General features: G+C 67.3%; 13 protein-coding genes. 4 read left to right on the forward strand and 9 right to left on the reverse strand.

Translation table 11 applies throughout. The features are described from left to right. Positions 1-5: 5 nt before the first annotated feature. From D3654_RS20100 to D3654_RS20115, 4 genes are all read right to left on the reverse strand, one after another. A complete protein-coding gene (locus D3654_RS20100) occupies positions 6-170 on the reverse strand; it encodes a DUF3188 domain-containing protein (protein WP_120523249.1) in 165 nt (54 codons plus the stop codon). A 73-nt stretch (positions 171-243) separates the two neighbouring features. Beyond that, on the reverse strand, positions 244-1188 hold the full coding sequence (locus D3654_RS20105; RefSeq protein ID WP_425359436.1) for a DUF2797 domain-containing protein: 945 nt from the start codon (positions 1186-1188) through the stop codon (positions 244-246). 2 nt (positions 1189-1190) lie between these two features. Further along, entirely contained in the window at positions 1191-2054 is an 864-nt protein-coding gene (locus D3654_RS20110; protein ID WP_120523198.1) for an HpcH/HpaI aldolase/citrate lyase family protein, read from the reverse strand. A 104-nt stretch (positions 2055-2158) separates the two neighbouring features. Beyond that, positions 2159-5107 (reverse strand): hypothetical protein, encoded by a 2949-nt coding sequence (locus tag D3654_RS20115; RefSeq protein ID WP_120523199.1) that lies wholly within the window; start codon positions 5105-5107, stop codon positions 2159-2161. A 385-nt stretch (positions 5108-5492) separates the two neighbouring features. Between D3654_RS20115 and D3654_RS20120 the strand changes: the two genes are divergently transcribed. The 4 genes from D3654_RS20120 to D3654_RS20135 are packed head-to-tail and all read left to right on the forward strand — an operon-like array spanning position 5493 to position 9324. After that, a complete protein-coding gene (locus D3654_RS20120) occupies positions 5493-6527 on the forward strand; it encodes an ABC transporter substrate-binding protein (RefSeq protein WP_120523200.1) in 1035 nt (344 codons plus the stop codon). Beyond that, positions 6527-7426 carry an ABC transporter ATP-binding protein gene (locus tag D3654_RS20125; RefSeq protein ID WP_120523201.1) on the forward strand — a complete coding sequence of 300 codons (900 nt, stop codon included), beginning with the start codon at positions 6527-6529 and terminating at the stop codon, positions 7424-7426. The genes D3654_RS20120 and D3654_RS20125 overlap by 1 nt, the downstream gene beginning before the upstream one ends. Continuing rightward, positions 7426-8349, forward strand: a complete 924-nt coding sequence (locus D3654_RS20130; RefSeq protein WP_120523202.1) for an ABC transporter permease — start codon at positions 7426-7428, stop codon at positions 8347-8349. Before D3654_RS20125 ends, D3654_RS20130 begins: the two co-directional genes overlap by 1 nt. Before the next feature lie 54 nt (positions 8350-8403). Next, a complete protein-coding gene (locus D3654_RS20135) occupies positions 8404-9324 on the forward strand; it encodes a TauD/TfdA dioxygenase family protein (RefSeq protein ID WP_120523203.1) in 921 nt (306 codons plus the stop codon). A gap of 138 nt (positions 9325-9462) precedes the next feature. Here D3654_RS20135 and D3654_RS20140 read toward each other — a convergent pair whose 3' ends face one another. The 5 genes from D3654_RS20140 to D3654_RS20160 form a co-directional block, all read right to left on the reverse strand. Continuing rightward, the gene (locus D3654_RS20140; protein WP_120523204.1) at positions 9463-10044 is read right to left on the reverse strand and encodes a dihydrofolate reductase family protein; all 582 of its coding nucleotides are present in this window, start codon (positions 10042-10044) and stop codon (positions 9463-9465) included. Between the two features lie 81 nt (positions 10045-10125). Continuing rightward, positions 10126-11100, reverse strand: a complete 975-nt coding sequence (locus D3654_RS20145; protein ID WP_120523205.1) for an aldo/keto reductase — start codon at positions 11098-11100, stop codon at positions 10126-10128. 90 nt (positions 11101-11190) lie between these two features. Then, on the reverse strand, positions 11191-12921 hold the full coding sequence (locus D3654_RS20150) for a glycoside hydrolase family 13 protein (protein WP_120523206.1): 1731 nt from the start codon (positions 12919-12921) through the stop codon (positions 11191-11193). A gap of 79 nt (positions 12922-13000) precedes the next feature. Beyond that, entirely contained in the window at positions 13001-16198 is a 3198-nt protein-coding gene (locus D3654_RS20155) for a family 49 glycosyl hydrolase (RefSeq protein WP_245413347.1), read from the reverse strand. A gap of 74 nt (positions 16199-16272) precedes the next feature. Further along, positions 16273-17952 carry a glycoside hydrolase family 13 protein gene (locus D3654_RS20160; protein ID WP_120523208.1) on the reverse strand — a complete coding sequence of 560 codons (1680 nt, stop codon included), beginning with the start codon at positions 17950-17952 and terminating at the stop codon, positions 16273-16275. Positions 17953-17961: the final 9 nt, after the last annotated feature.

The raw sequence follows: 17961 nt of genomic DNA on the forward strand, positions 1-17961 counted from the left end.
GGAAACTACTTCCTGAGCGTCTTGCGGATCTGCTGCCCGCGCACCACGAGGCCCACGACGTGCAGCACCAGGCCCAGGCCGATCACGCCGAGGGAGGCGAAGGCCATGCCTTTGTTGTGGGTGGTGTTGCCAACGATGGTGAGGATGATCCCGACGGCGATCAGGCCCATCGCGCTGAAGACCAGCGTCTTGTAGGTGGTGGAGGCGGTGGCCCAGAATTCGTTCACGCAGCCAGTTTAGCGATCAGAACAGGGAGTCCTGGAGCGCCGGGACGTCCGTGCGGTAGTCCCCGAATTCGATCCGGCGGCCCTTGAGCGCTCCCAGGCCGGCGATGAATCCTGACTCTTCGCCCGGCAGGGACACCAGCGCGGTGGCGCCGCTCAGGGAGCGGACCGTGAAGCCGTGGGCGCCGCCGTCGAAGGCCTCGGGATAAGGATGCCGCCTCCCGGAGCCGGAAAGCCCGCAGGCTTCGGCCGCGAAGGCGGGCCGCTGCCACTCTTCCTCCACGGTGGAGAAACCGCCCAGGGCGAGCCCGTCCAGAAGCTCGCGCGTGCGGGCGGCGGCCCGTTTGTTGATGGCGGAAAGTTCGACGTCGGCCAGCGGCTCGAGCAGGGACGCCGCCTTCGCGGTGGACCTGACGAGCTGGACCGTCCCGAGTTCCTGCGTGACGAGGTCTTCGAGGATGCGCACCACGCGGCCGTCCTCGGCATGGGCCACGTAGGTGGCCCGCACGGCGCCCTGCTCGGCGAGCCGCTGCCATTTGCGCACGGCCGAGGCCGTGCCCACTTTCGTGGCGCCGCCGGCGAAGGTGGCCAGGTAGAGCCAGTGCGGCTGCATCAGGTAGGAACGCAGTCCCGCCGGCACGGAGCCGCCCCGGTGGAAGTCATGCATCAGCCGGAAGTCGTCGCGGGCAAAGCATGGTCCGCACTGCTTGCCCCGTTCGGCGGGCGCCGCGTCCGGGCAGGGCACGTGGCGGCGATCCTGCGGTCCGTGGACCTTGCTGTGGCCCAGGCACCAGAGCCCTGCGAGCACGCGGAAGCCCAGGCCGCCGCCGGCGGCCAGGGGAACATCGCCCGCCTCTCCGGACGGTGCGCGCAGGCGCAGCGCCGGGGACCCGCCGTCGGGCATTCCCGCCGACGACGCGTCCTGTGTCACCGGACCATCCCAGGCGACGCCGTGCACCAGCATGGCTACAGGGAAGGCTGGACCCCGAACGCCACGGCCAGCTTCATGATCTTCTCCGCACGGCCAAGGCGCGGCAGGTCGGAGCCGTCACGGATGACGCGCCCGTTGGCTTCGAAGTCGTTCATGAAGTCGGTGGCCCAGGCGACGTCCGACGGCGTGGGGCTGATGACTTCGTTGATGACGGCGGTCTGGTCAATGGCCAGGCACAGCTTGCCGGTCATGCCCATGGTTACCGTGATGCCCGTCTGCTCGCGCAGGATGGGGTGGTTGGTGCCGACCGTGGGGCCGTCGATAGGGCCCGGCAGGTTGCCCACGCGGCTGGCGACGACGAGCTTGGCGCGCGGGTACGCCATGGCTTCCGGGGTGGCTGCCATGCCGGTGTCGCGGCGGAAGTCGCCCGATCCGAAAGCGAGGCGGAAGCAGCCCTGGCCCTTGGCGATGTGGTTTGCTTCCTCGATGCCGACGGCGGATTCCACCAGGGCGATCACGGGGGTCTTGCCGTCCATGCGGTGGAAGGACTCTGTGACCTGGTCCGCGGACTCGGTCTTGGCCAGCATCACGCCGAGCAGGCCCGGGGTGCCGCGGAGGCCCGCGAGGTCGTCCGCCCAGAAGGGGCTGGTTGCATCGTTGATGCGGACCCATGCCTGGCCGCCGCCGGACAGCCAGTTCACCACGTTCTCGCGTGCGTGGTCCTTCTGGGAGGGGTCAACGGCGTCTTCGATGTCCAGGATGATGGCGTCAGCGCGCGAGCTGGCCGACTGGTCGAAAAGCTCCGTCTTCATGGCGTTCACGAGGAGCCAGGAGCGGGCAATGTCGGCGGGAATGCTGCGCGTGGGGCGCACGGATTCGGTGGTGATGCTGGACGTCATGCATCTACCGTATCCGCCCGGCGGGGGCAATGGCCAAGAAACGGCCGTCTATGTGATCTTCACTATGAACAAAATGAATATGACCCCCGACGGCGGCCGGTTCCTCAGTTGGAGCCTTCACCTTGCGCCGCGGACAGGACGGCGTTGAGCTTTCCGAGGCCGGGTTCTTCTCCGGGGCTGCTTTCCGTCCGGGCCAGGTCGTCCTTGAGGGCCTGCTCCAGCAGGTTCTGCGAGAGCATCGAAAGGGTCCAGCCGAGCGGCGGATCGACGGCGGGCTTGCTTTTCGCGGCGACCACCACAGTGTGGGCGCCGCCCAAGGCGTCCAAGACCACCCTGCTTGCCACATCGCACTCCGTGCTGAGGCAGACGTCGGCCGACTGGCCCAGCCGCTGCAGCCAGGCCCCGGCTTCGACCTGGTTCGCCTTCGCCTGGAGTCCGGCCAGGGGAACGGCAAGCTCCGCGACCGGCGCCGGCACCTTGGCTGCGATGTCCACGCCCGGCGAATTGCGGATGTAGACGAACACAGGAACCACGTAGGGGTGCCCGGGCGTGCCGGCGCCGGACCCGTTGTTGTGTTCCTGGACCACCTCCCGCAGGCCGCCCCAGACATCGGCGACCGTTCCGAGGCCGGAGCCCTCGGCGTACCCGCCGTCGATGGCCTGGAAGGCACCGGCCGGGGTGCAGCCGTCCTTTCCGGAGCCGTAGCGCATCCGTCCCGCCGGGGAGATGACGGGGAACCTGGCTGAGATCATCGCCGCGGTGGACCAGCGGAGGGCGGTGTCGCAGAAGCCGTTCGCCTCGTCGAGGAAGTCGATGGACACCGGCGGTCCGTCCTCCGAAAGGCACTCCGGGGCCGACCCCGGCTGCGCTCCCCCGGAGGCTGCAAGCTTCAACTGGCTGATGACCAGCTTGCACCCGGAGCCGGTGACCGTGGAATTGAGCAGGACAGCGCCGGCGGACCCCCGGGCTCCGGGGTCGAAGGGCCCGTTCAGGAGCGGCGCCTGGCGCTCCCATTCGTGTTCCATGAGGGCGGCGCGGTCGTGCCAGCCGAAATCGCCGCGGCTCCGGTTGGGGAGCAGCAGGCCGGTGCCTCCGGCGACGAGGTCCGGGACGAGGGCGCCTCCGACGCTGACGGAGAGCGCGTCCGGGGCCGCCACCGCACCCGCCGCGGTGGCCAGGTCCGTCCCTGCGCCGCCGCCCCGCGGAGCGTACTGCGTCACGAGCGCCAGCCCGAGCGATCCGCCACTGACGCCGCTGGACAGCAGGGTGGCGGCCTTGCCGCAGGTGGAGCCGGCCAGCGCCCCGAAGACCCTGGTGGTCCAGCTGGCGGCGCGGATTCCGCCTCCTTCGGCCGCGACCAGCAGCATGGGGCGCACGGTCTTGCCGTTCCCTGCAGTCCTGTCGCACGCCGTCGATGCCTTGAGCCACTCACGGAATTCGACGTCGGCCGCCTTCCGCTCCGAGGCTGCCGACGGTTTGTCCGTGCGCGGCACGTGCATCGCGTCGCCGCCGCCGTTGACCTGGCCGAGGGCGAGCGCCGCGGCCATGAGGGACAGGAAAGGATTCGCGCGCAGTCCCACCCTGTGGAAGATCTCCAGCGGCTGGCGTTGCTGGGCCCAGACGACCACCGCGCCGAAGAACAGGGCCCAGCAGCCGATGCCGAGCACCGCCGTCGCCGAGACGCCCAGGATCGTGGTGAAGTACGCCGGCGCGAACAGCAGGAGCAGCAACGGCACGGTTCCGATGGCGAGCACGACGTACTTCAAATACTGCCCTTGTTCGAAACCCGAACGCGGATCCGGCCCGAACAGGCGGGGAATCCAGCGGAGCAGGATGCTGCGGAACAGGTAGGCGCCCCCGGCCAGCACCACGCCGAACAGGAGCAGGCCTCCCACCCTCAGGGGCCAGCCCTCAGGCATCGACTCCGCCAGGTCGCCGTCGACGAGGATCATGGCGGCCGGTCCGATGAAGCTGCGCACCAGCGACATCCCGGCCACGGCGATCAGCAGTACCGCCAGGTTGTCGCCGCCGCACCAGGCGTCCATGGCCCGACGGCGGTCCGGCCGGTGAGCGCGCATCTCCCATGTGCGGCGGAAACCGAGGGGCGAGCCCAGCACCGAAAGGAACTTCATGACGAAGGAGATCCCCAGCAGCACCAGCGGAACGGCGAGGAAGATCCAGTATTGCCACCAGTTGCCCACCACCACAGGGAATCCGAAGACTGCCGGGATGGCCAGTGCGGCAAGCAGCAGCGCGGGACCCACCAGCCACAGCCGCCACCTGGGCGGCTGGTCCGGCGTGTAGCGCCTCGTCCACAGCTCCCAGGCAAGGACGGAGCGCAGGCGCCCGACGTACTGCAGCCCCGCGGCGATGAGGGGAACCACCAGCGAGCTGGCAATGAAGGGCACCGGCGTGCCTTCGGTCCACAGCCGCTGGGAGTCCGGCATCTGGTCGTTGATCCCCGGGATCGGCAGCAGGGCAAGGACGGCGACCAGGGCGACGGCGGTGACCGTCAGCCGGTGGAACTGCATTGTCCTTGCGAGCCGGATCAAGCGGCCCCAGACGCGTTTCCGCAGCTTCGGCATGGCAACGATGCCGAGGACGAACAGTGCGAGGATCAGCCATTTCAGGTTGGTCACCACGCCCATCACGGCCGCCGCTGCGGGAACGGAGCCTGGATCGTGGACCGCGAACAGCAGGAGGACGCCTTCGGTGGCGTCCAGGGCTGCCGCGGTCACCGCGATGACCTTGGGGAGGACCGTCCCCTTCGCCAAGCGGAAAAGCAGGACTCCGTAAAGGAGCGCGAAGCCGAAGTCGATGGACGCGTGCAGGGTGACGAGGGCCGCCAGTTGCCCGTGCTTCTCCGGATCCAGCCCGGCCCAGATGGACCACGTGTCCCGGACGCCCCACGTCCCGAAGCCACTGAGGATGGTCACGCTGCTGTTCCGGCCGTCCGGGGTCACGATCCCCGCCACGAGCCGGTCGATTTCGGCCATCGCGATCCACAGGGTCACCGCCGAGACAATGAGCGTCGCCGTGAGCCAGCGCGTCAAACGCGGAGGTGTGGGTAGAGCCGTCATGACAACCCCCAGCCGGGTGCCTCGTCCTTCGCCCCTGGGGAGACCGCGGGCGCGTGACTGAATCATGCGCGCGGCCCAGCCCCATGTCAATCGACTGTACGAACCCGTATTTCCGCACCGTTGGGACCGGCCGCCCGGACCCATGGCGTCACGGACCTTAACCCCGCGACGTACGCCGAAATGCGACGCGGGATTGCCTGTGGTTGCCTGCCGTTGCGCCGGATTTCCCCCGGTTTCCCGGGGTTTCCGAGCGTTACCCGCGGGCTTCCCAGCCCCTTCCCGGATGCGCTTACATCGTTCCCACCGGTCCTTCGAACACGGGCCGGCTCCCCAAACCCCTAACCGGAAAGTAGCTCCCATGAAACTGCACCAGCCCCTGTTGAGCGTCGCGGCCGCCGTCGTACTTGCGCTGACGGTGAGCGGCTGCGGCGGCAACGCGGAGGCGGGCCCCGGCGGATCAGCACAGCCCCAGGGCGGCAGCGAGGTGAAGGAACTGCGCTACCAGGGCTGGGCGAACTCGGTCACCCTGCCCGAGCTCGCGCAGGACCTCGGCTACCTGGGCGACGTCAAGCTCAAGTGGGTGGGCAACACCACCAGCGGCCCGCAGGACATCCAGTCCGCGGCCACCGGGCAGACCGACTTCGGCGGCGCCTTCGCCGGTGCCGTGGTGAAGCTCATCGAGGCCGGCGCACCCGTCAAGGCCGTGGTCAACTACTACGGCGAGGACGAGAAGACCTTCAACGGCTTCTACGTCAAGGAAGACAGCCCCATCCATTCCGCCAGGGACTTCATCGGCAAGAAAATCGCCGTGAACACCCTGGGCGCCCATGCCGACGCCGTGATCAACACCTACCTGCGCAAGAGCGGCCTGAGCGCCGAAGAGGCCAAGCAGGTCCAGCTGGTCCCGCTGCCGCCGAACGACACGGAAGAGGCGATCCGCCGCGGACAGGTGGATGCCGGTGCCCTGGGCGGTGTGCTGCAGGAAAAGGCCATCGCGGCCGGCGGGCTCCGCTCCGTCTTCAGCGATGTCCAGTTCTTCGGCAGCTTCGCGGGCGGCCCCTACGTGCTGCGGACCGACTTCATCGAGAAGAACCCGACCACCACCAAGACCTTCGCCACGGGCGTTGCCAAGGCGATCGAGTGGGAACGTACCACGCCCCGCAAGGACGTCATTGCCCGCTTCACCAAGATCATCAAGGAACGCGGCCGCAACGAAAGCACCGAGGCGCTGCAGTACTGGAAGAGCGTCGGCGTCCCGGACGCCGGCCGGATCAAGGACGAGGACTTCACCCGCTGGGCCGAATGGCTGAAGACTTCGGGCATCGTCACCAAGGACCTCACCCCCGCCAACTACTACACCAACGAGTTCAACGACCTCGCAAAGGGGAAGTGATGACAGCCAAGATCAGCCTGCGCAACGTCAGCAAGCAGTTCACGGTGCGGCCCGGCAAGAAGTCCGGCGGGACCGCCACCACCCTCACCGCCATCGATTCCCTGAACCTGGATGTGCGCGACGGCGAATTCCTCACCTTGGTGGGGCCCAGCGGCTCCGGCAAAACCACCTTGCTGGACCTCCTGGCTGGCCTGTCCACGCCCACCTCCGGCGAGGTATTGGTGGACGGCCAGCCGGTGACGGGACCGGGTAAGGACCGTGCCGTGGTCTTCCAGCAATACGCCCTCTTCCCCTGGCGCACCGCCTCGGCCAACGTCTCCATCGGGCTCGAGGGCAAGGGACCGGACGGCCGGAAGCTCAGCCGCCGCGAGCGCGCGGCGAAGGCCAGCGAGTACCTCAAGCTGGTGGGCCTGGCCTGCTTCGAGGACCGGTTCCCGCATGAACTCTCCGGCGGCATGAAGCAGCGCGTCGCGATCGCCCGCAGCCTGGCCTACGAGCCAGACGTGCTGCTCATGGATGAACCCTTCGCCGCCCTGGACGCCCAAACCCGCGAACAGCTCCAGGAGGAGCTCCTGCGGATCTGGCGGGCCACCGGCAAGACGATCGTGTTCATCACCCACGGCATCAACGAGGCCGTGTACCTGGGCCAGCGCGTGGCCGTGCTCAGTGCCCGGCCGGGCCGTTTGAAGGCGATCGTGGAGGTGGAAATCCCGGACCGCGACGGCGCCGAGGACATCCGCTCCACGCCCGCCTTCGTGGAGCAGCGGCACAAGGTGTGGACCCTGCTGCACGACGAGGTCCGCCTCGCGCAGGACGCGGGCCACCGCAAGATCCTCCCGGACGGCAGCGCCCCGGACGAGCCGGCAACGCACCAAACCCCCGAAAGGAGCGCTGCCTGATGAGCGCGACACTCACCAAGACAGCCCGCCCCGCAGGCGGGGAAACCGCTGCCCTAGAGACCGCCGTCGGGGAGGTTACATCCGCGGAAAAGCCGGCGACGGCGGCCCTCGCCTCCGTGACCGGCGCTGTGGCGGACGCCGCCAAGGGCGCGGCGTTCCGCGCCGGGTCCTGGCTGTGGAAGGCCACCGGCATCCTCGCGTTCCTGGCGCTCTGGGAGTTCGGTCCGCTCTACCTCGCGGCTCCGTCCACCCGGGTGTTCCTGCCGCCGCTGCACGAGGTGCTGCTGGCCTGGGGAAAGCTCTTCGAGGCCGGTTCCATCCAGGGCCACCTCGCGGCGAGCCTGAGCCGCTCCGTGGCCGGCTTCGGCATCGCCGTGGTGGCCGGCGTATCCCTCGGCCTGCTGATCGCCTGGTACGGCCGGCTCAATTCGGTGCTGAACCCGCTGCTCGAACTGTTCCGCAACACGGCGGCCCTGGCGCTGCTCCCGGTGTTCACCCTGCTCCTTGGCATCGGCGAGGAATCCAAGGTGACCATCGTGGCCTACGCCGCGTTCTTCCCGGTGCTGCTGAACACGATCGCCGGCGTGAAGACCGTGGACCCGCTGCTCGTCCGGGCGGCGAAGTCGCTGGGCCTGAACAGCTTCCGCCTCTTCCAGAAGGTGATCCTGCCCTCGGCGGTGCCGACCATCTTCACCGGGATCCGGATGGCCGGCACGGCGTCGATCCTGGTGCTGATCGCCGCGGAAATGGTGGGCGCCAAGGCCGGCCTGGGCTACCTGATCGTCAACGCCCAGAGCAGCTTCCTCATCCCGGACATGTACGCCGGCATCCTCACCGTCTCCTTGCTGGGCCTGGGCGTCAACTTCCTGCTCGTCGCCCTGGAGCGGCACTTCTCCCGCTGGCGCACCGCCGTCGGGGCCTGACTACTTCCCTTCCACCGCAAACACAACAGAAATACAACAGATAGGAAAAAAGAAATGACCGCCATTACTGAAACCAAGCTCCAGTTCGCCAAACTGGGCTCCCGCATCGGCGCCGAGATCCGGGGCCTGGACATCAGCGGGGACCTCAGCGACGAGACTGTGGCGCAGATCCGCGCGGCCCTCAACGAGCACAAGGCACTGGTGTTCCGCGAGGCCAACATCCTCACGGACGAAGCCCAGGTGAAGTTTGCCAGCCACTTCGGCCCGCTCACCACGGCCCACCCCACGGTGGCCTCCGTGGAAGGCGAAGCCAACGTGCTACCTGTTGACAGCGAGAACGGCTCGGCCAACAACTGGCACACGGACGTGACCTTCGTGGTGAACCCGCCGCAGGCCTCCACCCTGCGCAGCATCGACCTGCCGGCCTACGGCGGCGAGACGCTGATCGCGTCCTCAGCCGGCGCCTACGCCGACCTTCCGGAGGAGCTGCGGAACTTCGCGGACACCCTCTGGGCGATCCACACCAACGACTACGACTACTCGGTGCCCAAGAACCTCGAGCACGAGAACGCCGAGGAACGCCGCAAGGAGTTCACCCGGATCAAGTTCGAGACGGCACACCCGGTGGTGCGCGTCCACCCGCTGACCGGCGAGCGCGGCCTCTTCATCGGCGGTTTCGCGCAGCGGCTGCGGATCGTGGGCCTGTCCAACACGGAGTCCCGTGACATCCTGCGCCTGCTCCAGGCCTACGTGACCCGTCCGGAGAACATCGTGCGAGTGAACTGGGAGCCGAACCAGCTGGTGCTCTTCGACAACCGCATCACCCAGCACTACGCCCCGGACAACTACGACGGCCAGCTCCGCAAGCTCAACCGCGTGACGATCGCCGGCGAGGTCCCGGTGGGCATCGACGGCAAGGCCAGCCAGTCGATCCAGGGTGATTCTTCGACCTATTCCGTCGTGGCCCCGCTCTAAGTAGCCCGCATGTGTTGTTGTAGCTGTACCGGTTGTTGTAGCTGTAGCAGGCCCCGCAACCCAACTAGCTCGCAGTTGACGTCGTTTTGAGCGCTCATAACGACAACAACTGCGAGCTAGTTGGGTTAACGGGGGCAATCAGTCCCTGATCCGTTGCAGCACGTTCAGCACGATGCCGTTCGAATAGGACCGGCTGTCCGTGAGCCTGAGCTTCTGCTTGTCCGCGGCGTCGTCCGGGAACAGCCGCTTCCCGGAGCCGAGGATCACCGGGAAGACCATGAGCCGGTATTCGTCCACGAGGTCCGCGTCGTACAGGGCCCGGAGCAGGGTGGGGCTGCCGTTGACCAGCAGCGGCCCGCCGTCCTGCTCCTTCAACGCGGCCACGGCGCCGGCCGCGTCCCCTTGCAGCACGTGGCTGTTGTTCCACGCCGGATCCGTCAGGGTGGTGGAAACGACGTACTTGGGCATGCTGTTGAACTTCTTCGCGAAGCCTGCCTCGTCGTCCCGCTCCGGCCAGGCCGCTGCGAAACCCTCATAGGTCACCCGGCCGAGCAGCAGCGCGCCGGATTCCATGAGTTCCTCGAGTTTGTACTCGTACATGGCGGGGTCCGGGTCGATGTCGAAGGTCCAGCCCTCGTGCTTGTAGTCGGGCTCCCCTCCGCCGGGGCCTTCGACCACGCCGTCAAGCGAAACGAATTCGGAAACAATCACCTTGCGCATGGCCCGCGCCTCCCTCGGATTGCCGCTCAGCTGGAGCCCCCAAGCACGAGGGTGGCACAGCTGGCCGCTTTGCAACAGGGGTTAGGGCATCGCGGCACCGCGGGCGGTGGACCAGAGCGTGTACCACTCGATCCGGGTCATCGAGGCCGCCACGTCCGCGGCTCCGGCGCAGGCGGCGATCCGCTCCGGCCGGGAGCTGCCCACCACCGGCGAGATCCGTGCCGGGTGCTTCATGAGCCAGCCCAGGAGCACGGCTTCGGGCGTGCTGCCCTTCTCTTCGGCCAAGCGGGACAGCAGTTCCGCCGTCGCGGTTTCCTCCGGGGAGGCAGCCGCGGACGGCGCACCGCTGTACCGGCCCTGGGCGAGGGAGCCGTAGGCCTGCAGCTCGATGCCCTTGCGGATGCAGTGCTCGATGGTGCCGTGCGGGAAGCCCGCGTCGAAGCCTTCCTGCCGGTTGACCAGCACCGAGCTCTCGACCCAGGCGGCCTTGTGCAGGCTCATTTCCAGCTGGTTGGCCATGATCGGGGTCTCCAGCGCGTCCTGCAGGTAGTCGATCTGCGCCGCTGACATGTTGGACACGCCCAGCGCCCGCACTTTGCCTTCGGCCATGAGCTGCCCGACGGCGGCCGCCACCTCTGACGGTTCCAGCAGCGGGTCGGGGCGGTGCAGGAGCAGGATGTCCAGGTAGTCGGTGCGCAGCCGCCGCAGGCTGGCGGTGACCCGTTCCCGGATGGCTTCGCGGCCGAGGTCGTAGTACCCTGGCACCCCGCCTTCGGCCAGGCTGATGCCGCACTTGCCCTGCAGCTGGATCTGCTCCCGCAGCCCGGGGCTCGCCGCGAGCACCTCCCCGAAGACGGATTCGGCCTTCCCGCGGGTGTAGATGTCGGCGTGGTCGAACAAGGTGATGCCGATGCCGCGGGCGGCCTCGATGGCCGCGGCGGCCTTGTCCACGTCCGCCGGGCTGTAGTCCGGGCGGTCCCAGTCCCCGCCCAGGCCCATGCAGCCATAGATGAGGCGGCTGGCACCGTTCAGCCGGCTATTACTCTGTGCAGTCATTCTGCAACCCTTTCACGCTGGAACTCTTCACGCGGCAACGGCGCCCCGCACGCAAAGGTGCGGGGCGCCGTCGTGATCAATACGGGGAGGCTAGCCGAACAGCCACGCGGTGGTGGCGCCCGGCAGCTTGCCGCCTTCCAGCGCCGAGCTGCTGACGACGACGGTCCCCTCCGGGAGTTCCGCAGCTTCCGTGCCGAAGTTGGTCACCGACTGCCAGCCGTTGGGGCGGCTGAAGTGCAGCACCTCCGGGTTGGCGTTCGGGATCCATTCGAGGCTTTCGCCGGACCGCAGTTCGGTGCGCAGGGCGAGTGCCTTGCGGTACAGCTCCAGGGTGGAACCCTCGACGCCGTCCTGGACGTCCGCGGCGAACGCGGCGAACCACTCGGGCTGGGGCAAGTGGGAACCGGCCTCGCCGAAACCGAAGGACGAGCCCTCGGCGGTCCAGGGCAGCGGCACGCGGCAGCCGTCGCGGCCGATCTCCACACCCTTGTTGCGGAAGAAGGAGGGGTCCTGGCGTTCGGAATCGGGGATCTCGCTGCCCACTTCCTGCAGGCCGAGCTCCTCGCCCTGGTACAGGTACGCCGAACCGGGCAGGGCGAACATCAGCAGCGACGCCGCGCGGGCGCGGCGCAGGCCGAGTTCCGCGTCCACGTCCTCCTTGCGGCCGCCCTCGAGCAGCCACTTCTTGCCGGCCTGGCCCGCCATGATCTCGGATTCCTCGTCCTCGGCAGGCACCGAGGCCGGAAGACCGTAGCGGGTGGCGTGGCGGACCACGTCGTGGTTGGAGAAGACCCAGGTGGAGGACGCACCGGAGGCAGCCGCCTCGGCCAGGTTCTTGGTGACGATCTTCCGGAACTGGGCGGCGTCGAAGTCGGCCTGCAGGAGGTCGAAGTTGAAGGCCTGGCCCAGTCCTTCCGGGCTGGCGTAGCGGGCGCGGCGGTCCGCGTGCACCCAGGCCTCGGCGACGGCGGTGCGCGGCGGGTTGTACTCGTTGAAGACCTTGCGCCACTCGGCGTAGATCTCATGCACCTCGTCGCGGTCCCAGTATGGGTGCGAGCCGTCGACGAAGCCGTCGCTGCCGTGGGCGAGGGCCTTGAGGTCGGCCTTGGTGGGCAGGGTTCCCTCAAGGTTCTTGGTGAGGGCATGGGCCACGTCGATGCGGAAGCCGTCCACGCCGCGGTCGGACCAGAAGCGCAGGGTCTTCAGGAAGTCCTCGCGGACCTCGGGGTTGTCCCAGTTAAAGTCCGGCTGTTCCTTGGCGAAGATGTGCATGTACCACTGGCCGGGGGTGCCGTCCGGTTCGGTGATCCGTTCCCAGGCCGGGCCGCCGAACACGGAGTCCCAGTCCGACGGCGGCAGCTCGCCGTTTTCGCCGAGGCCGTCGCGGAAGATGTAGCGTTCGCGGGCGGCAGAGCCCTTCGGGGACGCCAGCGCTTCCTTGAACCATTCGTGCCGGTCCGAGGAGTGGTTCGGCACGATGTCCACGATTAGCTTGATGCCGGCATCGTGCAGGGCAGCGGCCATGGCGTCGAAGTCCTCGAGGGTGCCCAGCCGGGGGTCCACGTTGCGGTAGTCGTCCACGTCGTAGCCGCCGTCGGCGAGGGCTGAGGGGTAGAACGGGCTCAGCCAGACGGCCTCGATGCCCAGGGCCTTCAGGTACGGCACCTTGCTCGTGATGCCCTTGATGTCGCCGAGGCCGTCACCGTTGAAGTCGGAGAAGCTCCGGGGGTAGATCTGGTAGACGGACGCCTGGCGCCACCAGTTGGGGTCTGCCATGCGCTCGGCGTCGGTACGGTTTGCCTTGGTGGCGATGGTGCTCACGAAACTCCTTTTTATTTAGAATCTAAATTTATCTCCCGGACTAGTATCTGACGCTAGCCCGGGAAGGTCAACAGGGGGCTCAGCCCTGGTTCCGTTTCGATCCGGCGTAGGGAATGGCGTAGCTCCTCGAGGTGCCGTCCGGGGCGGTCGCAATGACCTTCACGGACATTGCAGGCAGCTGCGGACTGGGCGTATCGATCGAATACACCCGGGAGCCGCCGGCCGGCAGCGACCCGAGCTCCGTGGCGCCGAAGACAGTCTCAACCCTCAGCTCGAGGGAACTTTCGCCGTGGTTTTCCGCGTCGATCGTCAGCACTTGGGTGCCCTTGACCTTCTTGCTGCCGACCACGAATTCCGCATCGATGACGGTCTGCGCGGCATCCAGGCGGACATAGGGCGCAACCACCGGGCCGCGGGTCCAATCCATCACTTCGGCCTGCGAGGTACCACCGGAGATGATGTCCAGTGCGTTGGAATCGCGCGTGTCCGTGTCATGCGAGGCGTCCGCATCCGTCCAGGAGCCGGCGCCGCCGCCCACCCTGTACGGGCCGACGAAGGAGGGGCAGCCGATGCCGTTGGAGCACTCCGCGCTGTACACGGGACGCACGTTGCCGATGCCTTCGCCTTCTTCGGCGTCGCTGAACATGGCCACCTGGTAGCCGGCGTTCCGCAGGTCAACGCCCTCCAGGACGGCGGCGGGGACCGAGGCGACGATCTTGCCGGACGGGTCGACGTCGAGACTCACGTCCCCCACGCGCTGCAGCCCCGCGTCGTAGACACCTCCGCCGAAGCGGGATTCTGCGTACCGGCCGTCAGCAACCACCGCATACTTCCAGGCCCCGGCGGCCGAGGTGTTGGTGCCGGGCAACAAGGCGGTGGCCTGCGTCGAGCTGCCGTCCCGCAGGTAGATGTTCAGCCGCTGCGTGCTCATTCCAGCACCGCCCCACGGGTTGTTGATGGGGCCGGCCGTGGACGTCAGGAAGCGGACCATGTCACCGTCCTGGTAGACGTCCATGCCGGTCAGGTCGAGGCTTCCGGGATTGAAAGCGGAATCAGTGGGGTAGGTGTAGCTGCCCGGGCCCTTGTCGTCCCCGGCGGGGTCGGAGAGCGATCCGACCCTGGTGCCGAGTGCGGTCACGGTACGCCGGTCGACAGTCATGACCCCGTTTTCGCCGGTGGCGGTAACCACAAGCCGGTTGGTGATGCCGGCCAGGGCGACTTCCACCACGAACTTGCCATCCGTGACCGGTGCATCCTGGCGTTCCCCGTTCACGGTTACTGCCACGCTGGGCGCGTTCGTGGTACCGGACACGGTCAACTGCCGGGAGTCCGCGATGGAACCGTCCGCGGGACCATCGACGGCGAGTTCCGGGGCCGGGCCGGCGGCCTGGCCTTCGGCGGTGGCATTCCAGCCGTCCCAGGTGTCGGCGTCGAAGTTCAAGCGTCCGGGCTCGGTGTCCCACCAGTTGTCGCCGGCTTTGATGATGGCGGCCCCGCCCACGGTGTAGTTGTGCAGCAGGATTCCGTTGCCCTGAGACATTTCGTTGCCGATGGCCACCTTCCGGCCGGCACTGTCGTGGTACCGCTTCAGCAGGCTCACCTGCGAGGTGTAGTCAAGGCCGTTCCAGGCGTCAACGGAAAACCCGTCGATCTCGATGTTCTCGGTGTTCGACAGGGCAAAAACCCGGACGCCGCAGTTGACCATGCCTTCCACCCGCGTATCGGTGAACCGCATGTTCCTGACCGTGGTGGCGGCATCGGCGCGGTCGGTGGCGCCCATGTCTTCCCAATGGCTGGAGGAGTTGAACACGCAGGTGTTGTATTTGACGTCCTTCCAGTACATCCGGTTGTGGATCACGTCCGTATTGGCCACGGACACTGCATCAATTTGCCGCGGAACCCAGCCCCATTGCATGACCGGGCCGTTCTCGTTTTTCCAGATCACGGTGTTCTTGATGTCGACGTTGCTGTGGTACAGCTTCAAGACGTCATCGTTGGAGTGGAAGAAGGTGTTCTTCATGCTGCTTCCGTCGTACAGCTCGATGCCGTCCGTCTGCCAGTACCAGCCTCCTACCTGTTTGTAGTCCTGCACGTCCATGCGGAAGTTCTCGACGCCGACCTCAACTTCGTCAACCCCCTCGCCTTCATGCGCGTACACGACAAAGGAGTGGTACGGCGGGTCGGCGACGGTGACGCCCTGCAGGTCCAGTGCCTGGCCCGTGTTCGACGATTCGAATTGAAGCATCTTCACGCAGCTCGCATGGCAGTTCTCGCCCACGCTGTGCGCGTAACCGTTTCTGGTGTCCGGCTCGTATACATACTGTTCCCCGGAGAGGACGCCGAGCCCGGTCACCTTGTAGTGGCTTTGGGTCTTGTGCAGGAAGCGGAAGGCGCCTTTGACGTAGGCTCCCGGGGCCAAATAGACCCATTTCACGTTGGCGGGCAACACCGCGTGGTGGTCCGAACCCATGTAGTAGGTACCGGGCCGGAAGTAGACAATGTCCTCGGTGATCGCCCCCAGGTTGTTGACCAGCCCCGGCTGCGGGTAATGAATGGACCCAGCGTCCGCACCGGGAACGAACCGCTCGGTGTCAGTAGCGGAGAGGACCGGGTTCGCAAAGACCAGCATCGAATTCCGCGGTTCGGTGTGGACCGGCCTGTTGCCTGCTGCCGCACTCGTGGTGAGGGTACCGGAGGTGCCCGACATGTCGTTGTACGCCGTGACCAGCTGCGGCTCGAATTCCACCGAGAAGCGAAGCCCGTCCGGGCTGAAAGGCACCTTCACACGGATGGTGGAACTGTCCACCAGCTGCTTCTCCAGGCCGAGGTCCGTCGGCCTGATCGTGACCTGGTCAGCCGAGGTGATTTGCTGCCCGGTTTTCAGGCGCACATTGACCCAGACGTCCTCGCCGTATTCGAAGCTCGACCAGCTCATGGTCAGTCCCGCTTCGGACGAAAACTCCGCACCGTCCTGTTCCGTGTAGCCGATCTTGCCGTTGCCGCTGCGGGGCACGCTCGCATAGACGAAGGAACCATAAGCGGTGTCCGGGCGTGCCGCCGTCGCAACGGACGCCTCATAGAACTCTGAGGCGCGGACTTTGTCCGCCGGCACGGGCCCGGTTGTGGCAACCGCGTTGTCGTGACCCCAAGTGGTCAGCGTCGGAGTCGAGGCGGGCGGAGCCACAGCTGCCGGGGCTGCGGGCACTGCGGCAGGGCCAGGATCCGTTGCGGTGGCGGGAGCGATGGGAGCCAGCAGGGCCCCGATGAGTACGGCCACGCCGGCGATACTGCTCAAACTCCAGCGGTTTTTCATGAACCATCAACCTCTCTGTTGATCTTTCGGATGTGGGGTCAAGCACGCAGCCAGGCGCTTGCCTCGCCCGGAAGCTTTCCGCCGTCAACGGGAACGCTGGCCAGGAGGAGCTCACCTTCGGGCAGTTCGACGGCGGCGGTTCCGAAGTTCGCGATAACGTGCCAGCCGCCCGGGCGGACGAAGTGCAGGACGTCTGCGTTGCCCGTCTCGATCCACTCGAGGCTCTCCTCGGCCTGCAGGCCGCGCCGGAGCGCGAGGGCGGTGCGGTAGAAGGCGAGGGTGGATCCGCCGTCGGCCGCCTGGGCGCTGGCCGCATACCCGGCGAACCAAGCCGGCTGGGGAAGGTGGGCCCCGTTCGCGCCGAAGCCGAACGAGGGGCCGTCCGGCTCCCACGGCAGCGGAACGCGGCAGCCGTCCCGGCCCAGCCCGTCCCACTCGGCGCCGCGGAAGAAGGACGGGTCCTGGCGTTGGTCCGCGGGGATGTCCGCGACTTCGTGCAGGCCGAGTTCCTCGCCCTGGTACAGGTACGCCGATCCCGGCAGGGCCAGCATGAGCTGGGTGGCTGCCTTGGCGCGGCGGATGCCGCCGGCGATGTCGAGGGCGTCCTTCGGTCCGCCCTCGCGGACCCATTCCACGCCGCCCTTGACGGCGCGGCCGTTCAGCGGGGGCAGCCCGTAGCGGGTGGCGTGGCGGGTGACGTCGTGGTTGGAGAACACCCAGGTGGAGGTGGAACCGGTCAGGCGGCTCTGTTCCAGGTTGTCAGTAATAACGGTCCGGAACTGTCCGGCGTCGAAGTCCGCCATCAGCAGGTCGAAGCTGAACGCCTGGCCCAGCCCTTCAGGGGACGCGTACTTTGCCCGCCGCTCCGGGGTCTCCACCCAGGCCTCGGCCACGGCGAAGCGGGGCGGGTTGTACTCGTTGAAGACCTTGCGCCATTCTGCGTAGATTTCGTGGACTTCGTCGCGGTCCATCAGGGGGTGGGTTCCGGAGTTCCGGTCCATCTCAGCCAGTTCGGCCTTGCCGGGCAGCGTGGCCGGTAGGTCCTTGACCAGGAGGTTGGCGACATCCACCCGGAAGCCGTCCACTCCGCGGTCGGACCAGAAACGCAGGGTCGTCAGGAAGTCCTCCCGGACTTCGGGGTTGTCCCAGTTAAGATCGGGCTGTTCCGGCGTGAAGGTGTTGAGGTACCACTGTCCGTCGTCAACGCGGGTCCAGCGCGGGCCGCCGAACGAGGCGGTCCAATCCGAGGGCGGCAGTTCCCCGTGCTCTCCCAGTCCGTCGCGGAAGTGGTACCGCTCCCGGGCGGGCGAACCCTTCGGGGCGGCAAGTGCTTCCCGGAACCAGGCGTGCCGGTTGGACGAATGGTTCGGCACGATGTCCACAATCACCTTGATGCCCGCAGCATGAAGGGCAGCAACCATTTCGTCGAAGTCCGCCAGCGTACCGATCTTCGGATCCACATCGCGGTAGTCATCCACGTCATAGCCGCCGTCCGCCAAAGCCGAAGGATAGAAGGGACTCAGCCAGACGGCGTCGACCCCCAGCGCCTTCAGGTACGGCACCTTGGCCGAAACACCCTTCAGGTCCCCGATGCCGTCTCCGTTCGAATCGGCAAAGCTCCGCGGATAGATCTGGTAGACGGCGGCCTGCCGCCACCAGTCAGGGTCCGCACCGGCGGGAACGGAAGCGGAAGATGCGGCAAAGGGGGGCGTAGACAAACCGGGAAT

Origin of the sequence: Arthrobacter celericrescens (assembly GCF_003614925.1) — a bacterium.
Classification (GTDB): Bacteria; Actinomycetota; Actinomycetes; order Actinomycetales; family Micrococcaceae; genus Arthrobacter; species Arthrobacter celericrescens.